General features: G+C 59.0%; 20 protein-coding genes. 9 read left to right on the forward strand and 11 right to left on the reverse strand.

The window, feature by feature from the left end:
• Positions 1-312 precede the first annotated feature (312 nt).
• Positions 313-540, forward strand: coding sequence for a hypothetical protein (locus DU506_RS18235; protein ID WP_114488297.1), 228 nt, complete (start codon positions 313-315; stop codon positions 538-540).
• A 276-nt stretch (positions 541-816) separates the two neighbouring features.
• On the forward strand, positions 817-1,803 hold the full coding sequence (locus tag DU506_RS18240) for a response regulator transcription factor (RefSeq protein ID WP_181870812.1): 987 nt from the start codon (positions 817-819) through the stop codon (positions 1,801-1,803).
• Positions 1,804-2,429: 626 nt separating this feature from the next.
• Here DU506_RS18240 and DU506_RS21750 read toward each other — a convergent pair.
• The 4 genes from DU506_RS21750 to DU506_RS18255 all read right to left on the reverse strand — a co-directional run bounded on the left by DU506_RS21750 (position 2,430) and on the right by DU506_RS18255 (position 5,455).
• Positions 2,430-2,600 carry a hypothetical protein gene (locus tag DU506_RS21750; protein ID WP_181870813.1) on the reverse strand — a complete coding sequence of 57 codons (171 nt, stop codon included), beginning with the start codon at positions 2,598-2,600 and terminating at the stop codon, positions 2,430-2,432.
• A gap of 94 nt (positions 2,601-2,694) precedes the next feature.
• Entirely contained in the window at positions 2,695-3,648 is a 954-nt protein-coding gene (locus DU506_RS18245; RefSeq protein ID WP_114488299.1) for a helix-turn-helix transcriptional regulator, read from the reverse strand.
• A gap of 12 nt (positions 3,649-3,660) precedes the next feature.
• Positions 3,661-4,560: an ADP-ribosylglycohydrolase family protein gene (locus tag DU506_RS18250; RefSeq protein ID WP_114488300.1), complete on the reverse strand. Its 900-nt coding sequence runs from the start codon at positions 4,558-4,560 to the stop codon at positions 3,661-3,663.
• Positions 4,553-5,455, reverse strand: coding sequence for a metallophosphoesterase (locus DU506_RS18255; protein ID WP_181870814.1), 903 nt, complete (start codon positions 5,453-5,455; stop codon positions 4,553-4,555). Before DU506_RS18255 ends, DU506_RS18250 begins: the two co-directional genes overlap by 8 nt.
• Positions 5,456-5,602: 147 nt before the next feature.
• On the opposite strand from DU506_RS18255, the gene DU506_RS18260 reads away from it, so the two are divergent.
• The 6 genes from DU506_RS18260 to DU506_RS18285 all read left to right on the forward strand — a co-directional run bounded on the left by DU506_RS18260 (position 5,603) and on the right by DU506_RS18285 (position 11,928).
• Positions 5,603-6,541: an ADP-ribosylglycohydrolase family protein gene (locus DU506_RS18260; RefSeq protein ID WP_220254451.1), complete on the forward strand. Its 939-nt coding sequence runs from the start codon at positions 5,603-5,605 to the stop codon at positions 6,539-6,541.
• Between the two features lie 86 nt (positions 6,542-6,627).
• Complete coding sequence (locus DU506_RS18265) at positions 6,628-7,791, forward strand: ATP-binding protein (RefSeq protein WP_114488303.1); 1,164 nt, start codon at positions 6,628-6,630, stop codon at positions 7,789-7,791.
• Positions 7,784-8,974, forward strand: coding sequence for a vWA domain-containing protein (locus DU506_RS18270; protein WP_114488304.1), 1,191 nt, complete (start codon positions 7,784-7,786; stop codon positions 8,972-8,974). Before DU506_RS18265 ends, DU506_RS18270 begins: the two co-directional genes overlap by 8 nt.
• A 167-nt stretch (positions 8,975-9,141) precedes the next feature.
• Positions 9,142-10,977, forward strand: coding sequence for a hypothetical protein (locus DU506_RS18275; protein WP_114488305.1), 1,836 nt, complete (start codon positions 9,142-9,144; stop codon positions 10,975-10,977).
• Positions 10,978-11,041: 64 nt separating this feature from the next.
• Positions 11,042-11,545: an opioid growth factor receptor-related protein gene (locus DU506_RS18280; protein ID WP_114488306.1), complete on the forward strand. Its 504-nt coding sequence runs from the start codon at positions 11,042-11,044 to the stop codon at positions 11,543-11,545.
• A 68-nt stretch (positions 11,546-11,613) separates the two neighbouring features.
• A complete protein-coding gene (locus tag DU506_RS18285; protein ID WP_114488307.1) occupies positions 11,614-11,928 on the forward strand; it encodes a monooxygenase in 315 nt (104 codons plus the stop codon).
• 121 nt (positions 11,929-12,049) lie between these two features.
• Here the strand turns inward: DU506_RS18285 and DU506_RS18290 are convergent, their stop codons facing one another.
• The 4 genes from DU506_RS18290 to DU506_RS21755 all read right to left on the reverse strand — a co-directional run bounded on the left by DU506_RS18290 (position 12,050) and on the right by DU506_RS21755 (position 16,435).
• The gene (locus DU506_RS18290; protein WP_328587999.1) at positions 12,050-12,577 is read right to left on the reverse strand and encodes a gamma-glutamylcyclotransferase family protein; all 528 of its coding nucleotides are present in this window, start codon (positions 12,575-12,577) and stop codon (positions 12,050-12,052) included.
• The gene (locus tag DU506_RS18295; protein WP_114488309.1) at positions 12,577-14,703 is read right to left on the reverse strand and encodes an AAA family ATPase; all 2,127 of its coding nucleotides are present in this window, start codon (positions 14,701-14,703) and stop codon (positions 12,577-12,579) included. Before DU506_RS18295 ends, DU506_RS18290 begins: the two co-directional genes overlap by 1 nt.
• A 306-nt stretch (positions 14,704-15,009) precedes the next feature.
• Entirely contained in the window at positions 15,010-16,182 is a 1,173-nt protein-coding gene (locus DU506_RS18300; protein WP_220254452.1) for an RNA-guided endonuclease InsQ/TnpB family protein, read from the reverse strand.
• The gene (locus DU506_RS21755) at positions 16,175-16,435 is read right to left on the reverse strand and encodes a hypothetical protein (RefSeq protein WP_181870816.1); all 261 of its coding nucleotides are present in this window, start codon (positions 16,433-16,435) and stop codon (positions 16,175-16,177) included. The genes DU506_RS18300 and DU506_RS21755 overlap by 8 nt, the downstream gene beginning before the upstream one ends.
• A 158-nt stretch (positions 16,436-16,593) precedes the next feature.
• On the opposite strand from DU506_RS21755, the gene tnpA reads away from it, so the two are divergent.
• Entirely contained in the window at positions 16,594-17,052 is a 459-nt protein-coding gene (tnpA, locus tag DU506_RS18305; RefSeq protein ID WP_114488311.1) for an IS200/IS605 family transposase, read from the forward strand.
• 79 nt (positions 17,053-17,131) lie between these two features.
• Here tnpA and DU506_RS18310 read toward each other — a convergent pair whose 3' ends face one another.
• The 3 genes from DU506_RS18310 to DU506_RS18320 form a co-directional block, all read right to left on the reverse strand.
• Positions 17,132-18,085 (reverse strand): beta-keto acid cleavage family enzyme, encoded by a 954-nt coding sequence (locus tag DU506_RS18310; RefSeq protein ID WP_114488312.1) that lies wholly within the window; start codon positions 18,083-18,085, stop codon positions 17,132-17,134.
• Positions 18,086-18,175: 90 nt separating this feature from the next.
• On the reverse strand, positions 18,176-18,631 hold the full coding sequence (locus tag DU506_RS18315) for a hypothetical protein (RefSeq protein WP_235825783.1): 456 nt from the start codon (positions 18,629-18,631) through the stop codon (positions 18,176-18,178).
• A gap of 74 nt (positions 18,632-18,705) precedes the next feature.
• The coding region (locus DU506_RS18320; RefSeq protein WP_147273780.1) for a helix-turn-helix transcriptional regulator at positions 18,706-19,310 on the reverse strand (605 nt) is incomplete at its 5' end.

Raw genomic sequence — 19,310 nt, forward strand, 5'->3', positions numbered from 1 at the left:
CCGTGAGCATTTGTCGGGGCATGGCAGGCTCGCCGTTTGTTGGTGTCGGAACCTCTATTCTGTGAGCTTGCCCCTATCCTGCCAAATCTTCCTGCCACCAAACATCAACAGACCCTAGTACAGGTGATAAATAATCGGTCCTGATTTTTGGTTTCATGCGCCGTTGTCTGACAGGTTCAAAGGGCACAACATGGCTGATAGGTAGTCAAAACTGAATTTTAAGGATCACAAGCATTTTAATCGGCGTTTGCTTGCGCTCGGCGCAAAGGGTCTCAAAGGCCTGAGTACCACAAAAAAACGGATGGAGTCGATATGCAAGCCAATTCCTCGTGGCCGGATGTGCGTCCGGCGCTGCACCCTTACTGCACCTCCAGTCGTGGCAAGGCGATCTGGCAGCTTATCAATACGTTGGTCCCTTACGCCGGCTTGTGGTACTTGATGATCCTCTCTATCCGGCACGATTTTTCTTATTTTTGGACACTGGCACTCTCGGTGGTGGCGACTGAATATTTCGCTCCGCAGGCGGACGATCGAATGTGATCACCGATCAACCGCCTTCTTGGCCGCCACTACGAGTGGGTGTCTCGTTTGTTGTAAAAATTCCGGACTTCTGTCCAGTCGATGGGATCCACCTCAGTGCCCGCTTCAACAATGGCCGATTTCCAGAGGCAAATTGACAAATTCAAGGAGAGAATTGAGTGCAATTCGATGCAGTATGCACAAGATATCGCGAGGTTTCTGGCATCAACAGCTGCATGGACAACTTACGATAACCCGTCTATTGTTCTTATAAACATAAGCGAAGGGGTAGACGTGATGTCCGGACCGTTCCAGTTGCTCGCCGTGTCCCTCTCTCTAGGCGATCCGGTCGCCCGGGTTCTCGCCGCCGTCGATCGACTGGAGGCCCGCAGTGGCGTCCGTGTGCTGGACATGATGATCGTGGAGAAGGGCGAGGACGGCAGCGTCGTCCAGTCGTCCCTCGGTGGAGACGACGACTTCGGTGAGCTCGTCGCAAGGCTCTTCCCGAACGACGGCGCTGGAGCCGAGCCCGGTGATGGCGCACCTGCCCAGTTGTGGGTGCTGGCGCAGGCCTTGCCGGCCGGGACGGCGGTCGCCTTTCTGCTCGTCGACCACCGCTGGGCCCGAGCGCTCTTCGACGTGATCGACGAGGCGGACGGCGCGTTGTTGGGATCCGGTTTCCTCTCACCGGAGCTCGGGCTGGTCGTCGACACCGAGCTCGCGGCAATGGAGCAGGCCGCTCGATCCATCGCCACGGCGCAGGCTGCCGAAGCGGAAGCGAGACTGCGGGCCGTCGCTGCACTGGCCGAAGCCGACGAGGCCGCGGCCGCCTCGGCCCGGATCCGATCTGCGGCCGCCGCCGAGACTCTCCAGGTGCTGACGGAGGCGGGCCTGCTGGAGCTGGCTGCGGCGAACGAGGCCGCCGACGCCCTCAGCAATGCGGGCCTGATCATGGCAGCCGCGGACCGCGCCGTCGAAGAGGCAGTGGCAAGAGGCGCGGCCGCAGATAAAGCGGCGGATGAAGCCGTCGCCCGGGACCGGGAGGCCGTGCGAGCCTCCGACGAGCAGGCGGCTGCCGCCCGCATGGCCGCCTCGATCACCCCGGTAGAGATCCGCGTGCTGCGCTACCTGCCGACGAAACTCAGCTTCGCGCTCATCGCCGACAAGCTGGGGATTTCTCGAGGAGCGGCCAAGAGTCGGGCCGAGCGAGCCTACAAGAAGCTCGGTGTCCACAATCGAGCTGACGCAGTGCATCGGGCGCGGACTCACCGAATCCTGTCGTGACCGCACCGCGCGGACGACCACCTGCTTCCATGGCAGCACCTGAGCGCGTCCTCCTCTCCCGCATCTGGGCCAGGCCCGCCCCCGACAAACATGAAACCCCCAAACCCCCAAACCCCAAGCGGAGGCCGTTTCAGGGCCGTCTTTGGAAACGGGGTGGAACCCGACCCCCGTGCTTTTCTAAAGTGTGCCAGCGAACCGACTGACCAACTCCCTTGGAGTAAGTTAGATCCTCACCCTGAATTCGATATGCAGTGGTAGTTCAAGCTCCTTCCCGTCAATGACGCCGGGGAAGGGCGCCCTGACGAGGTTGCTAGCAAGGGCATTCCGCCCCGGCTCATGGAACGCAAACAGTCGGCAATCTCCTACATCAGAAAGCCAGAAGACGGTCTATGGTTCCAGTGACGCCTGACAACGCGGCCACGGTCGCCATAGGGGGCGCGTCACGACGGAAGCAAGTCGGTCAGCCCGCAAGCTAACATTTGCTAACATAGCCCTGCTCGATCACTAAGGCTACGGCTTCTTTTTTAAAATCTGGGTCGAATACTCGACGCTGGTTTACTGTCGTCATATGTCACCTCGGTTGGTAGTTTTACCACCTTAGCGAGGTGTCCAGTAGGATTAGACCACTACACTTCAAGCGGTGTCATGCCCAGGAAGATCGCCGTGGCATCACCGTGCAGAAAGCGTCGTCCCGACGAGGTTGCCGTGACGCGAGAGGATGGGGTGGACGAAGCAGGCGACACCTGAAAAAGCGAAAACTGCCTGTCATCAGGCGTGGGCATACATGCGGTCGTCACGGTAAGCTCTCAGGCAAAAGAGACATCATTTTACGGCTTTATCCCTTTCGCGACACCCTCTTTAGGGCGAGGTAGTTGACTTACCTTTTGATAGTCATTTCGTGTCGCATGTAGAGGGACACTGCTCAATTTCGTTTGCACGACGCTGCAACCAGCGGTGTAGCTGGGGCGAGTCTTCAATTTTTGTGGTCACCCGGTAGTGCTCTCCATCGACATGAATATGTAGCCCATGGCCAATGGGGCGTTCAAACAGGGCCTCGGCCAGGCTGCGGCTGACCCGCATCTCAAGTGTGATGAGCTCACCCGTTCCCAGCAGATGCTGTTGGGCCAGGTCGGGCTCGATCCCGCTACCCGAGGCCAGTCCCGAGGCCGTTGCATGGGTAACGCGATGCAGCGGCAGTAGCAACAGGCTGGCTTCCGGGTCATCGGTTTCCAGGTTTTCGACCAGCATATAGAGCACTTCTTCTTGCAGTATCAGACGGAGGGCCAGCAATCGGGCGTAGGTGAGCGAGCCATCAAGCGTTTCCAGTGTCACGGTGAGCCGTTGTTCATTGGCCAAGGCGTCCTCAACAGTGTGCTGAATCTCAGGGTCAACACTCGGCGGTTCCGGGCGCATTGGATCCGGCAGGTATTGAAAATCCCGCTGCCAGCGTTGGGTCTGGGCATTATGCTTGTGAGCGGTGCGCGCCTGCTCCCAATAGGGAAGCAGGCGGTCCAGAACGGCGCGTGGAAGACGGCTGCGGGCTTGTTGCTCAAGCAGGCTCAGGGTCATGGCCAGGTCCGGGTTGTTCAAGAACGTTTCCGGCAATAACCCTTGGCGAAAGCGTAGCCGCCAATGAATGGCGCGACCGTTATCGCCTTGGCCTTCTACCATCTCCAGTGCGTCCGGGAAGCTGGCGCTCATTTGTTTTAGATCGCGTTCCACGGTGCGCTTGGTGACGTTGAGGTCATGGGGCAGGCGTTCATGCAGCTGAGCCGCTGTGATGTAGGCGGGCGGCCGCGGAAAATGCTGAAGAATGTTCAGATGACGTTCCAGCTGTTTGGCCATGGGGCATCTTCCTCAAGAAGTGAGCGTAAGCAGATCAAGCGCCAAGTTTTCAATGCGCCTTCGCTCCACCAACCCTGCTTTCCACGCCTGAGGAATGGCAGCCTGCCCATAGCAACAGCCAGCCAGTTGTCCGGTAATCGCCGCCACCGTGTCACAATCATCTCCCAGATTGGCGGCGGCTAGCAGGGCGCTTTCCAGATCATCATGCCGAGAAAAGCACCAAAGTGCGGCTTCCAGGGTGTCAACGACGTACCCCTTGGCCTTGATGGCGTCCCTCGATTTGCCTTGAAACTCACCCTGAGCCAAAGCCTGAACTCGGGCGCTTTTCCAGGTTTCGGCCTTTCCGGCTTGTAACGCCTGCTCGCGTTCGACGCCTTGCAACAGCTGGGCAAGAGTCAATGCCAGCAGCTCACTGGCTTCCAGACAATCCAGTGCGCCGTGGGTGGTGCGGGTCGCCTCACGGCTCCACTGGCGTAAGCGGGCTTTGTCACCGTAGCTGGCCAGCACTACCGGCAACAGGCGCATCAATCCCCCATTACCGGCCGTCAATGGGTGGGTGGGGCCGCTGAAAGGATCATCGCTGGCAGCAAAATCACTCAGTGCCTTGGTAATGGTGTTGCCGGCGATCAGGGGAGACTCGCAAGGCCAACCGACACCGGCGAACAAAAACGCGGCGTAGCGTTGCATCTGATCGTGAGCGTTAAAGCCTTGGCAGGCGATGAGACTCTCCCCCAGGCACAGGGCAAGTCCCGTGTCATCCGACCATTGCCCCACCGGCAGGTAACGTGGCGCATCGTCCATGGTGGTAATGGGGGGATAGCTGTTGCGGGGCTGGAATTCCACGCCGTTGGCCAGCGCATCGCCACAGGCCAGAGCCAGCATGCCGCCCAGGGCGCGTTCAGTGTCAGTCATGGGTCGGGGTGCCTGTTGTGGGGACGCTCACAAAACGGTCGCTGGATAATCTCACGCCCGGTGTGTGTCGGTAAGCCACCAGCGCCCCTTCATAAGCCGCCGAATAATCGACCCCTGCCACATTGGCGCCCAAGGGGGTGGGTGTGCCGACCAAGGCGTAATGACCGAAGAATACCGGTGATGCCGTTTCCGGGTAACCGATGGCCTTTGCCGGGGTCGGCTGCAGTTCGAGGGGATTGATGCATGCATGATCCGTCGGCCACCAACGCACACGACGGCGCAGGCTACGAAAGCCATTGCTGGACGTGTGGTCAAGACATTCATGTTCGCAGCCCGCGACGATCAGGTCGATGGCCAGATAAACCTCCGAATAGGCGTCGCTGTAGCGGCGCATGCCCTCGGCATCCAGGCGATTGATGCCTTGCGCTTTCAGGCAGGCGATGGCGGTGTCATTCCAGCAAGCATGCACCACCCGTAGCCCGGGTTCATCGATAAACAGCGGCTGGCGCCGCAACCAGTCAAAATGCGTCCGCAACGAGGCGATGTCATCACTGAAACCGCTGACCAGGCGAATGCGATCGTAATGCTCGCGTGTCGCATGCACGAAGCTGCGAATATCGCCGGTCTCTGCGTGGGCATCACGCACCCAGTTCAGCTCGTGGTTGCCCACTACCATGCGTGCTGTGCCGGCTTCCACCATGTCACGCACCAGCGTAAGGACGCCTGCCGGGTCGGGTCCCTTGTCGATGAGGTCTCCCACGAAAATGGCCTGACGCTCGGGATGCTGCCAGACCCCGCGGTCGGTGGAATAGCCGAGCTTCTCCAGGAGCGTCTGAAGAGATGCTTGGTGGCCGTGAACATCACCGATGATGTCGAAATGGGAAAAAGAACGCATGGCAAACCTCTTTGGCAGCGAAGCCATCAGTATGCCAGGGTGATGCGACATTCAAGGACGCATTACTGCATTGCTTTCTATACGACGTCATCGGTCGTATCGCCCTGGCATTCTCCAATCACTTCCCATGTGGTTAGGAGAATGCCCATGACCCTCACATCGCTTGAACATCAGGATCGCTATCGCGGTGCCATGCTCGGCCTTGCCTGTGGCGATGCCCTAGGCACGACGCTGGAGTTCTGCCAACGCGACAGCCGGCCCCTGCAGACTCAACTAACGGGCGGCGGCGCCTTTGGCGTGGCCCCCGGGGAGTGGACCGATGACACCGCCATGGCGCTGTGCCTGGCCGATAGCCTGATCGCTTGCCAGGGCATGGATGCCGGCGATCAGCTTGAGCGTTATTGTCGCTGGCTCGATAACGGCTACCTGAGCTGTCAGGGCAAGTGCATCGATATTGGCATGACCACGCTGGGTGCCTTGCAGCGCTATCAGGCACAGAAAAGCGACTTTGCCGGGTCTCGAGACCCTGCTTTGAGTGGCAATGGCGGCATCATGCGCCTGGCACCGGCGGTAATGGCGGCCACCAGCGAACAGCAGGCAATTCAGGTTGCCATGGACAGCAGTCGCACCACCCATGCCAGTGACGACTGCCTGGATGCAGCGGCGCTGATGGGCGCGATTCTCTGGCGCCTGCTGCAAGGCCAGCCCTTGTCCCAGGTGCTGCACGATCTGCCCAGCGTTCCCATGCAAGGCACGGCCATTGCGCGCATATCTCAGGGATTATTCCACCACCTGCCGCGAGACGATATCTCTTCCAGCGGTTACGTGATCGACACCCTGGAGGCCGCACTATGGTGTTGCAGCAAGGCTGGCTCGGCAGAGGAGGCGATCGTCCGGGCGGCTAACCTTGGCAATGATGCCGATACCGTGGCGGCAGTGGCGGGGCAGCTGGCCGGGGCTGCCTGGGGGGCGAGCCAGCTACCGCCACGCTGGCTCAAGCGACTGGCCTGGGTCGAGACCATCACCGACATGGCAGACCAGCTCGCTGGTGGCATGGCGAGCCAGGTAGAAACTCCGTCCGCCTGAGGTCATCCGACATCATCTGTCGGACAGGGCTTGCATACTGAGGATCAAGCGGCTGATGGCCGCTCAACGCTCAAGGAGACGCCGACATGCTGCATGCCACGCCCAATGACGTCATTACCCTGCTTGATCACCAGTTGCGTCTGCTCAATGACGCCCCGACCCTGGCCAATGAACTGCCCCCCATCATGCTGTGGGGGCCACCGGGTGTCGGCAAGAGCAGTATCGTCAAGACGGTCACAGAACAGCAGGGAATCGGCTTTATCGATATCCGCCTCTCTCAGCGGGAACCCGTGGACTTGCGGGGTCTGCCGGTGCCGGACATCGAGCGCGGTGCCGTGGATTGGCTGCTGGCCAGCGAATGGCCGCGTGACCCCGAGAGCCGCGGCATCATCTTGTTCGATGAACTGACGGCCGCCGACCGTTCGCTGCAAGTGGCGGCGTATGAATTGATTCTCGATCGTCGATTAGGCGATCTTTATCAGCTTCCTCCAGGCTGGCTGGTCGTCGCGGCCGGCAACCGCAGCCAGGACCGCGCCGTGGCGCAGACCTTCTCCAGTGCACTCGCCAATCGCTTTTGCCACCTGTTACTCGAAGCGGACCTGGAGAGCTGGACACGCTGGGCCAGTGGGCAGGGGTTACATCCTGATGTGATTGCCTTTCTGCGTTTTCGCCCGGAGAATTTTTTCGACATGAGCGGTCAGGTCGAGCAGGGCTGGCCGAGCCCGCGTAGCTGGACGCGGGTCGCCCAGTCGCTGAGCCAAGGCATGGGCCTGGCGGATGGCGTACTGGCATTGCTAGTGCACGGCTTGGTGGGAAGCGGGGCGGGTACCGAGTTTCTCGCGTTTCGGGACTGGGCGCGCAAGCTGCCCGATATCCCCGGCATGCTGGAGGGCCGCGTGGCTGTCCAGATCCCCCAGAGAGCCGACCAACGTTACGCTTTCTGCAGCAGCCTGGCGCATTACCTGTGGAAACATGCGCGGCAGAAAGCACCTCTCAACGAGGCCCAGCAAGCCAAGCGCCTGAGCTGCTTCTATGCGATCAGCCGCGAGCTTTCCAGCGACTTTGCCACCCTGGTGTTATTGGATGCCATGCAGGGAGCCGATGAGACGGCCACCCAGGCACGCACCCTGGCGCTGATGAGTCACGCCGATTTCGATGCCTGGACCCAGCAGCATGGCAGTGTCTTCAGTCAACACCTCAGCCATCAGCAGCAAGCGCTCGCCCAGCAAGCCGAGGTGATGGATGCCTGATCGCCCCAGTGATGCCGACCAACTATTGAAGCGCAAGATGCAACGCCAGTGCGAAGCCGATCGGGCCGTGCTGCTGGCGGGCCAGCCCTTTACGGCCAAGCTGCTGATGCAACTCAACCTGGTGGCCGTGGTGGATGACCGGTTGCCGACGGCGGGCACCGATGGCGAACAGATTTTCTTCAATGCGCGTTTCATGGCGTCACGCAGTGACGCTGACCGGCGCTTTATCCTGGCCCATGAGGTCTGGCATTGCGCGCTGGGCCATCATCGTCGCCAGCTAGGCCGCCAGCCCGAGTGCTGGAATCAGGCGTGTGACTATGAAGTGAATGCGCTGCTGCGCGAGGAACTGGGCTACTGCCCGGAGGATGCGCTGTATCACCGGCGTTACCGAGGGCAATCAGCGGAGCAGATCTACGCGACTCTCAGCGCCCATCCCCAGCGTCGCCAGCGTGGCAAGGTACTGGATGAACACGATCTCATGGGGGCGCTGGGTCTTTCCGGCGATGTCCAGGATGCGGATTTCCAGCCTCAGCAGGTCAATGCCGAGGCGGCTCGTCGTTGGCAACAGCGCTTGGTGGCGACCGCTCAGCAGCATCAACGTCAGCAGGGCCACTTGCCGGGCCACATAACTACCCTGGTCGAGCGCCTGCGTCATCCCCAGGTGCCTTGGCAATCCGTCCTGGCACGTTTTCTTCACACGACGTTCAGCGGTGATCGCCAATGGTTGCCCCCTTCACGTCGACACATCTATCGGGGCCTGTACCTGCCCAGCCATCGGGGCCAGCAACTGGAACTCGCCGTGGCCATCGATACCAGCGGTAGCTGCCAGCGCGACTTGCCGGATTTTCTCAGCGAGCTGCGCGGCATGCTCAGTGCTTTCGACCGGGTCACCCTGGAAATACTAGAATTCGATACCGGCGTGACCCAACAGCGAACCCTTAACGAAAGCCAGTTGCACGAACTGGCGCACTGGCAAAGCTTGGGGGGTGGGGGCAGCGATATCTGCCCTGTGTTCGAGGCCTTGACCACGCGGATGCCTCAGGCACTGGTGGTGCTGACCGATGGCTTCATCGAGTCGCCGGCGGTTGCCCCGGGGTATCCGGTGCTGTGGTGTCTGACGTCGGATGGTCAACCGCCCAGTGTCTGGGGCGAGGTGGTGCAGCTGGCCGACACCTGTGCCTGAGCGGTGTGGCGCTGAGCAACATAGCTCTGAGCAACGTAGCCAATAACACAGCGCGGGATCAGAAGGACACAGCACGACTCAGGACGGCCCAGGTTGCGACACAGCCTGTCGGTTTCACCCCGCATACTGGTTTCCATGCAGCAAGACGCCTGACAGGGAGGGATGCGATGAACGATGTGACCAAATTTGCACGTGTAGCACTGGACGGCAATGGGGGCGTTGCCCTGCATGGACGCTGCGGCAATGCCCTGGCGGGGCGTGCTCTGGTAATAAACGAGCCAGGACTGCGGGCATTGGATCTGATCGAAGCCGATCATCTGGAAGTGTTGGACCTGCGGGGCTGTGAAAGCCCACAGCCCCTCCACCTGATGTTGCTCAACGTTCCCAAGCTGCGTGAAATTCGTTTGCCGCTCAGCCAATCAGGGGCAGTCATTCATCTGTCGGCGGAAGAAACGCCCCGATCATTGACCCTGCATGGGCCGGTCAGCGAAATGGATGCGGCCTGGCCGGGAGGCAGCTTTCGCATCGAAGCGCCCAAGCGTCCATGGAAGGATGTGAGCCTGCTGGGCGCCGATGCCGACCCCACTGCTCTTTCGAATGCACGGGAATCGGGACTGACAATCGCATTGGACAATCATGCGCTGTCGGCTGCCGTGTCCCTGAGCGGCCCGACGGACTGGTTAGTGGTCAATGCCCACTCGCTTCGCGACCTGACGCTGACAGGCTCAGGGCGAGTGCAGGTGCAAGGCGCCAGCGGGCTCTGCTGTGTCAATGTACTCAACGGCCACACGCTGCACCTTGAAGACACTCAGGCGCTGACGACCGTCAGCGGCGTGGGCCGAGACCTGGTGGTCAAAGGCAAGCTACGGGAACTGACCGTGCAAGGCCGCTGGGAGCAAGTGCAGTTACACGCGCCCCGGCTTTCGGCAATGACACTCGCCCAGGGCAAGCGACTGACCCTGTATCATTGCCGTCGCTTGACCACGGTGGCGCTGCCCAATGGCATCGAAGTCGACTGCCATGGCAGCGTGCCGCCCTCCTTGCTGGGGCAGGCACGCTTCTATGTCGATGAAGCCACGGTGACCCAGACCCTGGAGAGGTTGCTGGAAGGGGAAATTGAATTATTGCCTATCTTGCTGGAAGTGCTGAGTCGTCGCAGTGCTCCCCTGGGCACCTTGCACAGCCTGTTGGCACTCAAGCAGCTCGCTGAGCTTGGCTTCGACCCCGATGGGATCTGGGCATGTCGCCGTGAGCTTTCCGCCCATCACCTTCAAGGCAAACAGGGTAGCCACCGTAACCACAAGGCCAAGCTACGGGCGCTGGCCCGCGCGGACCTGAACTGGCGCTGGAACTTTCCTCAGGATCGAGTGGAAGAGGGCTGGCAGGCGGACCTGGTGATTTGGGAGATCTGCCAGGGGCACAACGATACGGCCAACGGCTATATCGACAGTATGCTCAAAGGCTGTGAGCAGGAGGAAACGCTCAAGCGGTTGATAGCGTACGCGACCCGTTCGCAAGCGACGCCGGCGGTGCTGACCCTGATGCTGCAAGCCATGCAGTGGTGGATCAGCGGTCCAAAGGGGAATAGCAGCGAGACTGAGCGTTTGATGGAAAAGGAATCACGCCTTCTGCGCCGCCTGGTGGCCACGTTCAAGCGGGAGCACCTGCAAGACACCCAGCGCCAGCAGATCTTGGCGTTCATCACTCAAACGGCGCCTATCAGTGCGCTCCCCACTCTGTTGACCTCATTAATGCCGCACCGGCCAGGCATGGTACGTGCACAGGTGATGCATATGTCTCGCGCACCGGATGAGTGGTTCGAGCGTCGCCTACGGAAATTTCCTCTCGGCGTGCGCCGTCGGCATCCACGCCCAAAGCCTCCCAATCCGCGCATCCAGGCACTACGCAGTCAATTTGTGCAGCTGGCTTTAATGCCCGCCACGGCGATGCCGGTCAAGCCCGGCGATACCACCCGCCTGTTGGCGGATATCGATGAGATATAGACGCTATTCTATGGTCTGGTGCTGCTATATAGGAATCAACATGAAGGTTAATGGAGTGCCTTAAATGAATAATGACCAACGCTTGATTGCGTTCTACCGCGGCGAAGGTTGCGATCACGAAAGCCGCACTATTGAAGACATTTGGGCACTCTCACCATTTTGGTTAGAGCATACGCACGACTATATTCAGTGGCTGTTTCCCGTACCGGAAGCAGGCCGCTTCAACGCATTCGCTCCCTTGCTAACACCGTTAGTGCAAGCTGCTTTCGAGAAAGACGCGTCGCTACGACAGCGCCAGCAGCAATCCTTGAATGTGATGCTAGATTTTTTTGGGCTATCGCGGGAAGGCAGCGCTATTTTCGCACAACCCAGATTATCCATCTCAACGCATATTTGGCTTAAGGCGGGCGGGCATAATCACTTGCGTATTTCCCGCATCATGCGCTCTCTGGCCTTGTGCTCCCAGCTTGATATCGCCCGCGCTTTCCAGCAGGCAGTCATGGAAATCGGCAGGCAGCATGGAATTGTCTCCAAAACATCGCTAAGTTATTGGCGAAATGCGTTTTAGCCAAAATACAGTTCTTTATAGATGGCCATACGCCGGGTAACGCCATCTACTATCATGAGGAGGCTTTCATGCCGACGATACTGCAGGTCCATTTCCCTTTCGATGGCCCCTTCGGAGAGGCCATGGTCGATGCGATGACACCGCTGGCTCAATCCATCAACAACGAACCCGGCCTACTCTGGAAGATCTGGACCGAAGATACGGAGAGTAAGCGAGCCGGCGGTGTCTACCTGTTCACAACCCGCGCAGACGCCGAAGCCTACTGCAAGATGCATACCGCCCGCTTGAAGAACATGGGCGTCACCGCTATCGAGGCGCAGATCCTAGAGGCTAACGAGGCGCTGTCGGCGATCAACGATGGTCCTCTCTCCGGTTTTCGGTAGAAAAATCTGCTCCGACCGTCCACTGAGAACCCTGAAAGCAGCTTCAATGCGATGGCATGCCTTGTGTGGATAGACTGTTGCTTACGAGCTAACTTTTCACCGAATGCCATTCGGGGCTGCCTTACTGATATATCGCAACCTCTTGCTCAAACCGTTTGCGCTTTTTGTCTTCCAAGGCCTTAACGGCTTCCAGAGCGGCGATGTAGTGCTCCGGCAGGCCATGCTCTCGGGCGCCATTGATCACATGGTTCTTGTACCAATCATAAGGTTTCAAGCCACTGCGTGTGCGTGTGGCGATATAGGCTTGCACATCCATAGGCTTGTCGGTGGTCAGATCGAAAACGGTGATGGTAATTTCGTCGTAGCCGAAACCCAGCCCCTCGAAGCTGTCGAGAACGGCCTTCTGGGTATCAGGAATTTCCCAGACTACCCCATACACCTCGGCTTGGGCCGAGGCGGGCACTATGTCGCCTTTTCCCGACCCATCGGTGCCGGCCTTATGGAATGCAAGACGATAGTACGGCAAGCGCGCGACCATCACGAAGCTGGCTGATGAAAGGCGCGCCAGGAGGCGCTTTGATGACATGTTCGAACCGTAAGAAAAGCAAAGCATCGTTTCAATTCCTTTTGTTGGCTTGCATGAAAGCATTATCCCAAAAACCCAATGCCCCGTCGTGTGCCATTCTGCTCCTGCTCTTCCAGAGCGAGAGCGTCCATCAGCTGATTCAGGCGTATCGGCAGACCACGCATATCCAGTTGATCCAGGGCCGTGCGGACATTACCTGGTGTGAGCTGGCGATGGGCCAAGTGGCGATGGGGAATGGCTGCCAGGCGGGCATGGTCACGGATTGGCAGCACTTGTTGTAACAGGTTGCGCAGCTGATCTGGCTGCAGAGGTAGAAAACCCACCTTGAGATCGAAACGGCGCATCACGGCACGGTCTAGGCTTTCCACCCGGTTGGTGGTGGCCAGCAAGATGCCATCGAAGGTATCCAGTTGCACCAGCAGTTCGTTGGTCTGGGATATTTCCCAGCTTTGGTGGGCGTTATCGCGGTTCATGAGCAGAGAATCCACCTCATCAAGCAGCAGTACGGCATTCTTTTCACGGGCAAGGGCGAATACTTCTGCAATCTTTTGCTCGGTGCCACCCACAAAAGCATCCAACAGGCTGCTGGCGTGAGCAGTGATTAGCTCGCGATTCAGGGTGTTGGCCACGTGGGCAGCCAAGGCCGTTTTGCCGCTGCCGGGCAGACCATGCAAACACAGGCGACCACGTTGGCGACGCTGCAGTCGCGTAATAATCTGGCTCAGCCCCGGGCGAGTATTAAGCCAGGCCATGTCATAGGGAGGCATGGCAGGGATTTGTTTGTCGTTATTCAAACGAGAGAACACGTTGCCATCGGTAACGCCTTGGGCTTTCAGGCGGGCTTGTATCACCTGGTCAAGGTGCTGTTGGTTGCGCAGCGGTGCCTTGGTATCCAGAAGGGGTGCCAAACGGTTGAGCTGGGTCGCCATGGCCGGCGTCATCCAGGATTGAGTGGCCAAGGTATCGCGAGCAGCCGTGGTGACGGGCAATGCAGCGAGAAGTTCACGATGCTGGCGCTTGGCATTCAGTCCGGTAACAGTCTGAACTTCCACGATAAGGTCGAAACGGCGCAGGTAGGCCTGATCCAGCCAATGGATGCTGTTACTTACCCATAAACTCGGCGTTGAGTTGTCTTCCAGTAACTGATTGGTCCAGCCTTTGGGCAGAGCGGAGCTACCGTTGAGCACGTCCTCAATCTCATCAAACATCACCAGGGCGTCCTGACGCTTGGCCAATAATTGTTGCACCACTTGAAACCGTCCTAGACGTGAATGTGGCGACAGTGGCTGTTGGTCTTTTTCAGCGACCGGTACCCCGTAAAGCTCGGCACCCAGCTGTGTGGCCAGGGATTTCACGAACTCAGTCTTGCCTACGCCGGGCTTGCCGTAAATCAATACATTGGCACCACGCTGCCCTTGGGCCAGGGCGTGGTGAAGATAGTCGCGTATCAGCTGGCGCAGCGGAACCTGAGAAAAGCTGGCTAAAGAGAAGTCCCCCTTTGATAAGCGCGGACAGAGCTCCAGTAGACGCTCATGCAGCATCTGATCCAAGGCGCCCTTACAGCGAAAATCAAGGTGTTGCGCTAACAAGGGCGCCAGCTGTTCCAGTAGGTAGCCAGCACCCAAGACATCGTCCATGTCCATGAAGTGTGACTTGCCTTTGCCGAGAATGCCCAGGCTCTTTAAGCGGTTGGGTTCCTGTTGGCTGGCCTGGTGAACGGCGTTGGCAGGATGTCCCAGGAGCAAGCTGAGTGTCTTGGCCGATTGACTGGCCTCGATGCCGACCAGGACAGTACGCAGTGGCTGATGGCGCAGGGCTAACCAGGCCAACACCAGGATATCATGTTCCACTTCATCCAAGTGCAATAGACGTGCCACACGCTTGCTGGCAATCGCTAGCAGACAATCAATGTCCTCCTGCTTATTCAACGCCTTGGTGTTGCGACTAAGCCAGTGACTGAGTGCCTCATGGAAGACCGAGAAGCGCTGCTGACCGGCGCTGGCTTCAGGTACCCCGATATCCAGCCAGCCCAACAACAACTGCCAGTCATCTTCGTCCAGTTGTAGGGAGCGTCCATGAATCAGCGCCAGGCGGACTGCCACAACTTGTGCAAAAAGACATTCCTCAGGATCGCAAGAATCGTCGTTCACGTTACCTTTCGGGGCATTCAGTACGGTGGCCCAACGCATGGCGATCTCCCTTATCGAATGAGATGCCAGTTTGGCATGCTGGTGCGACAGCGAAGGTCGCAGCCTGACCAATTGCTTTTGTTCTGGTTAAGTCAGAGTTTGTTATTTGAATGTCAGCAGGAACCTGATATCCGATTGGGAACGTGGTGTGAAGTGCCCTGGTGGACCCGCATTGCGCTTACTGACCCTGACTGAGAAGAACGGCATTCAGTCAGTCGCTCCACTGGCTGGTCGCGACTGACAAAGGAGCCAACACTTACGCCTTCGCTATGAACTACCTCCAGCTAAAGCAAGGAGGTTTCCAGTCTACCCTGACGGGTCGACCTTTGTTGTAGAAAGCGTCGCTGCCTCAGTGTGAGGCAAATGAAGACTGCCCGAGGTCTCGGGGCTTATTCCAGACGTCTCGACCATCGAGACGTGGGAGGCTGCCAAACTGGCCAGACCGTCCTCTCGGCTTTCTGATTTTTTACCTGATGGCCGTTCGCCCACCAGGGGAAGATCACTCTCCAGGTGCTTCTTACGTCGTCTTGCTATGGTCTTGCGCGGTTTTGCCTTAGCAGCAAACGCTCCGCTCTTGATGTCTCTGACGCCTCGCTTGGCGATATTGCGGGCGGCATTCTCGTCCGCATTGGCCTTGAGGCCGCATGCCAGGCAATGAAACCCGGCTTGAGTGGGCCGCTCGGTGTTGCGGCTGCCACAGGCATGACACTCCTTCGAGGTGTACGCCGGATTGATCTTGAGAAACGCCTTGTTCCGGGCATTGGCCTTGTATTTGATCAGGGTATATATCTGTCCCAGGCCGACATTGTTCAGGCTGCGGTTAAGCCCGGACTTGGCCCTTGCCCCATTTTTAAGAGTCTGGCAGCCTTGGGTTTTCTTCTTCGCCCGCCTGGTCATCGCCTTGAGTTTGAGGTCTTCCACACAGATGATCTCACCTGACGTTTCCACGACGTTCCGCGACACGCGATGCGCGAAATTCCGGCGCAGTCGACGAATCTTGCCATGCAGGGTGGATATCTGGTTGGCAAGATGACGCTGATTGTTCGACTCGCAGCGCCTGGACTTATTGCCATTGCGACGTTTCTTGCCACTGAGGGCTGCCTGGAGCCGCTTGATCCGGTCGTTATGCCGCCGAAGCTGGCGCTTTTCTTCCGGGGTGTAGTCGAAGATTGTGCCATTGCAGGCCTGAAGGGGGCGGGCAACACCGCCGTCCAGTCCGGTGATATAACCCAGCAGCTTGTCGTCATCAAGGTACGCAACGTCGTTGAGTAGCGCCTCGTTGTCAGGGTAGGTCTGACCATCATCCAGTGAGCCAGAGAACGTGAAGCTGCGTCCCTGGTGGCTGATGACAAACTGCTTGCTCAGTGACGCGGGCGAATAAGGCACGGTGATAGAAAACAGCTTGGTGCGCTTCCTGGTTACCGAGTCATAGATCGTCACCTGAGTCTTGTCGCTTGCGACAGGCTGACGATCAAACAACTCCTGGGTGGATGATACCGCTACGTTTCTTGTTTCGGCCTTTGACCTTGGGAAACCTGGAAATCCCTTTTCGGGCGGCTTCCGCATCGGCATAGGCCGAGCTGGCGGCGTTACGCAGGATTTGAACGGGGATGTCTTTCAGGAAGGCAACGTCAGGGGCTTGCTTGATCGGGGCGTACGCCTGGTTGATCTCGGTTCCTCGGCCTTGCGCCAGCAAGTCACGATACTCACGCACCTTACAATTACGCAGCACATTCGCGCCACCTATCCATTGAGCAAAGGCGGTCGCCTGTCATGAAGACAGGCGATCCGAAATGCTTAATGAAAAACCGCGCTGTGCCATAAGGGACCTGGTTGCATAAACAGGACAATGATTCCAGGCTAGCGCCATACCCCTAATGAGTCAAGACTATGAGTGACGAGTACCCCTGGAGAACTGGCAGGTCATGCGTTTACCGACTTTACTACCACCTTGTCTTTGTCCCGAAATATCGGCGTGATGTCTTCACCGAGTCGATGCTGGTCCGTTTGGACGCGGTGTTGCGCGAAACCTGTGAGCAGATGCAGGGCGAATTGATCGAGTTTAACGGCGAGGCCGACCATCTCCACCTGCTGGTCATCTGCCCGCCGCAGAAAGCCCTGTCTCACTTTATCGGCAAGCTCAAAGGCAAGAGTGCTTACGTGATACGCAAGGCGTTTGCACAAGACATCGCCGACAAACGCTGGGGCAGCCAGTTCTGGTCACCGTCCTACTGCGCCGTCAGTTGCGGAGGCGCACCGCTGGATATCGTGACGCAGTACATCACCGACCAGCAACGCCCCACCTCCGAGCAAGGTGAACAACAATCGCGGCGGCTACGCCGCCGATAGCGGCCTTCCCTGGCCGAGCCGGCTTGACTCGAAGCTAAAGCAACCGAGATTGCGCCGGGGTTGGTTCAACATGATGACATCATTCGCAAACAAACCTTGGTTTTCTATACGCAAAGCTGTCACCTCCTGCGATATCCTCGACTATCTTGCCGGTGCGCGGGTCGCGCAGCCCGAGATGCGCACGGGTCTCGGCAGGCGTCATCACGCGGGTGCCGAGGTTCTCGATAAGGGTGACGGCTTTCTCCACCAGCTGAGCGTTGGTAGCCAGCACCCCCTTCTTCAGATAAAGGTTGTCTTCCAGGCCGACCCGGACGTGGCCACCCAACAGTACCGCCTGGGCCACCATGGGCATCTGGTGGCGGCCGATGCCGAAGGCTCCCCAATGGGCATTCGCCGGTAGCTTGTTGCGCATGACCAGCATGGTTTCGGGGTCGGCCTCGGCCCCCCAGGGAATGCCCAGGCACAGCTGATAAAGCGGGTCGCCGTCGATCAGGCCCTCTTGCTGCAGCTGGCGGGCGAACCGCACGTGGCCCAGATCGAAGCATTCAAGCTCCGGCTTGACGCCTGCCGCCTGCACCAGCCGGGCGTGCTCGCGCAGCCAGTCGGCAGGGTTCACATAAACCATGTCGCCAAAGTTGAGGCTGCCGCAGTCCAGGGTGCACAGCTCCGGTAAAAGCTCGCCCACCGGTTCATGACGCTGGGCCGGGGTCTGGATATCGGTACCCGGGCCGCCGCAGGTGGGATCGGCCGCATCGGGAATCCAATCACCACCGCCGCCAGCGGTGATGTTCATGACGATGTCGACGTCGGCCTCCCGCACCCGCGCCATCACTTCACGGAAGTGATCCACGGAGTGGCTGATGCCGCCGGTCTCGGGGTCACGTACATGAATATGCGCCACGCTGGCACCCGCCTTGGCGGCGGCGATGCAGTCGTTGGCGATCTGCTTGGGCGTGACGGGCACATTGGGGCTCTTGCCGGTGGTATCGCCGGCGCCGGTGACGGCACAGGTCAGAATGACGTTGCGGTTCATCGTTTTGCGCGGGAAACCCGGTTGCTTTAGCGCCGGGAGGGATAGCGCGTCGTGTGCCGCACGACTCGGGATTCCCTGTCCGCGCCTCCTTTAGTGTTGAGTCGTGGGTATCTGATGGTAGCCGTAGCCATCACCGCGTTGCAACAGAGTGCAGTAGGGCCAGGAGATGCCCTGTACCGCGCCCTGTTCGGTTTGAATATTGAAACTGCCAGTCTTGCGGATTGCCACGCGACCCGTATGCGTGCCGGCCTTCTTGCCGGTCGGGACAATTGCTCTGACCCTATCGCCGGTCTGAAAACCTTGTGCTTGCTTCTGGCGCATCAGGTAGCCACGCGGAAAACCGTACTTGTCGAGCCGGGTGCGCTTGTAGCTGCCGCGCCCCATGGCCTTGATGACCTGGGTGGGTACCCGCCAGCCTTTCAGGGTATCGAACTTGCCGACACAGGCCGCATCCAGGGCGTGGGTCTTGGGAATGCCCAGGCGCTGACGGTTGTACTTGGTGCGACCGCCGCTGCCCACGGCGACGGGTAGACCAGTGGACTTCATTGCACCGAACAGTGCCCAGCGGGTGGCATTGACAGCGGTGGCATCCGTATTTCGCTAATAAATGATTGCTTTTTTCAAGAGGTGGAGAGAAGTTTCTCTGGCGTGTGATGTTGAGCTATCACCTGGCGCGCCGTGTCGACGATGTCATCCCGCCAGTCGGCAGGGGCCAGCACTTGCACGTTAGCCCCCATGGCCATCAGCCACCAGAGGGTTTGCTGATCATCGGGCACCTGGGCTTCCAGGTGTTGCCAACGGCTATCGGGCAGGGGGGTGAGGGACTGCTCGGTGGAGAGCGGTGTTTCGGTCAATAACCAGGCCACTTGTGGTGCAACGTTCACACTCAGAGTAATCGTCTTCTGGCTTTGGCGATAACCGAAGGCACCGCCTTGAATGTAAGCATCCAGGTCGAAATCGCTTTTTTCGTTCCAGGCGGTTTCACTCAACTGGGCATGACGAATGCGGTGCAGGGCGAACTGCCGCAGGTCGGTGTAGTCATTCACCGTCGCCACCAGGTAGGTCACGCTATGGCGACTGACCAGCCCCTGCGGGTGCAAGGTGAAAAACCGCTCTTTTTCACTGCTGCGCGATAGATAGGTCACTTCAATGGCTCGATGGGTGAGCAGTGCTTCAGTGACGGTCTGCCAAGTCACTTCTTCCAGTGGCGCGGGAATCAATGCCT

The organism is Vreelandella rituensis (assembly GCF_003336665.1).
Taxonomy (GTDB): Bacteria; Pseudomonadota; Gammaproteobacteria; order Pseudomonadales; family Halomonadaceae; genus Vreelandella; species Vreelandella rituensis.

What these genes read in the sequence shown, in the direction of transcription:
- DU506_RS18315 (WP_235825783.1), bottom strand. Translation starts at nt 18,631, where the DNA reads ATGAAGTCCACTGGTCTACCCGTCGCCGTGGGCAGCGGCGGTCGCACC.
- DU506_RS18295 (WP_114488309.1), bottom strand. Translation starts at nt 14,703, where the DNA reads ATGCGTTGGGCCACCGTACTGAATGCCCCGAAAGGTAACGTGAACGAC.
- DU506_RS18245 (WP_114488299.1), bottom strand. Translation starts at nt 3,648, where the DNA reads ATGGCCAAACAGCTGGAACGTCATCTGAACATTCTTCAGCATTTTCCG.
- DU506_RS18310 (WP_114488312.1), bottom strand. Translation starts at nt 18,085, where the DNA reads ATGAACCGCAACGTCATTCTGACCTGTGCCGTCACCGGCGCCGGCGAT.
- tnpA (WP_114488311.1), top strand. Translation starts at nt 16,594, where the DNA reads ATGAGTGACGAGTACCCCTGGAGAACTGGCAGGTCATGCGTTTACCGA.
- DU506_RS18290 (WP_328587999.1), bottom strand. Translation starts at nt 12,577, where the DNA reads ATGCTTTCATGCAAGCCAACAAAAGGAATTGAAACGATGCTTTGCTTT.
- DU506_RS18235 (WP_114488297.1), top strand. Translation starts at nt 313, where the DNA reads ATGCAAGCCAATTCCTCGTGGCCGGATGTGCGTCCGGCGCTGCACCCT.
- DU506_RS18255 (WP_181870814.1), bottom strand. Translation starts at nt 5,455, where the DNA reads ATGCGTTCTTTTTCCCATTTCGACATCATCGGTGATGTTCACGGCCAC.
- DU506_RS18265 (WP_114488303.1), top strand. Translation starts at nt 6,628, where the DNA reads ATGCTGCATGCCACGCCCAATGACGTCATTACCCTGCTTGATCACCAG.
- DU506_RS18250 (WP_114488300.1), bottom strand. Translation starts at nt 4,560, where the DNA reads ATGACTGACACTGAACGCGCCCTGGGCGGCATGCTGGCTCTGGCCTGT.
- DU506_RS18240 (WP_181870812.1), top strand. Translation starts at nt 817, where the DNA reads ATGTCCGGACCGTTCCAGTTGCTCGCCGTGTCCCTCTCTCTAGGCGAT.
- DU506_RS18275 (WP_114488305.1), top strand. Translation starts at nt 9,142, where the DNA reads ATGAACGATGTGACCAAATTTGCACGTGTAGCACTGGACGGCAATGGG.
- DU506_RS18260 (WP_220254451.1), top strand. Translation starts at nt 5,603, where the DNA reads ATGACCCTCACATCGCTTGAACATCAGGATCGCTATCGCGGTGCCATG.
- DU506_RS18285 (WP_114488307.1), top strand. Translation starts at nt 11,614, where the DNA reads ATGCCGACGATACTGCAGGTCCATTTCCCTTTCGATGGCCCCTTCGGA.
- DU506_RS18270 (WP_114488304.1), top strand. Translation starts at nt 7,784, where the DNA reads ATGCCTGATCGCCCCAGTGATGCCGACCAACTATTGAAGCGCAAGATG.
- DU506_RS18280 (WP_114488306.1), top strand. Translation starts at nt 11,042, where the DNA reads ATGAATAATGACCAACGCTTGATTGCGTTCTACCGCGGCGAAGGTTGC.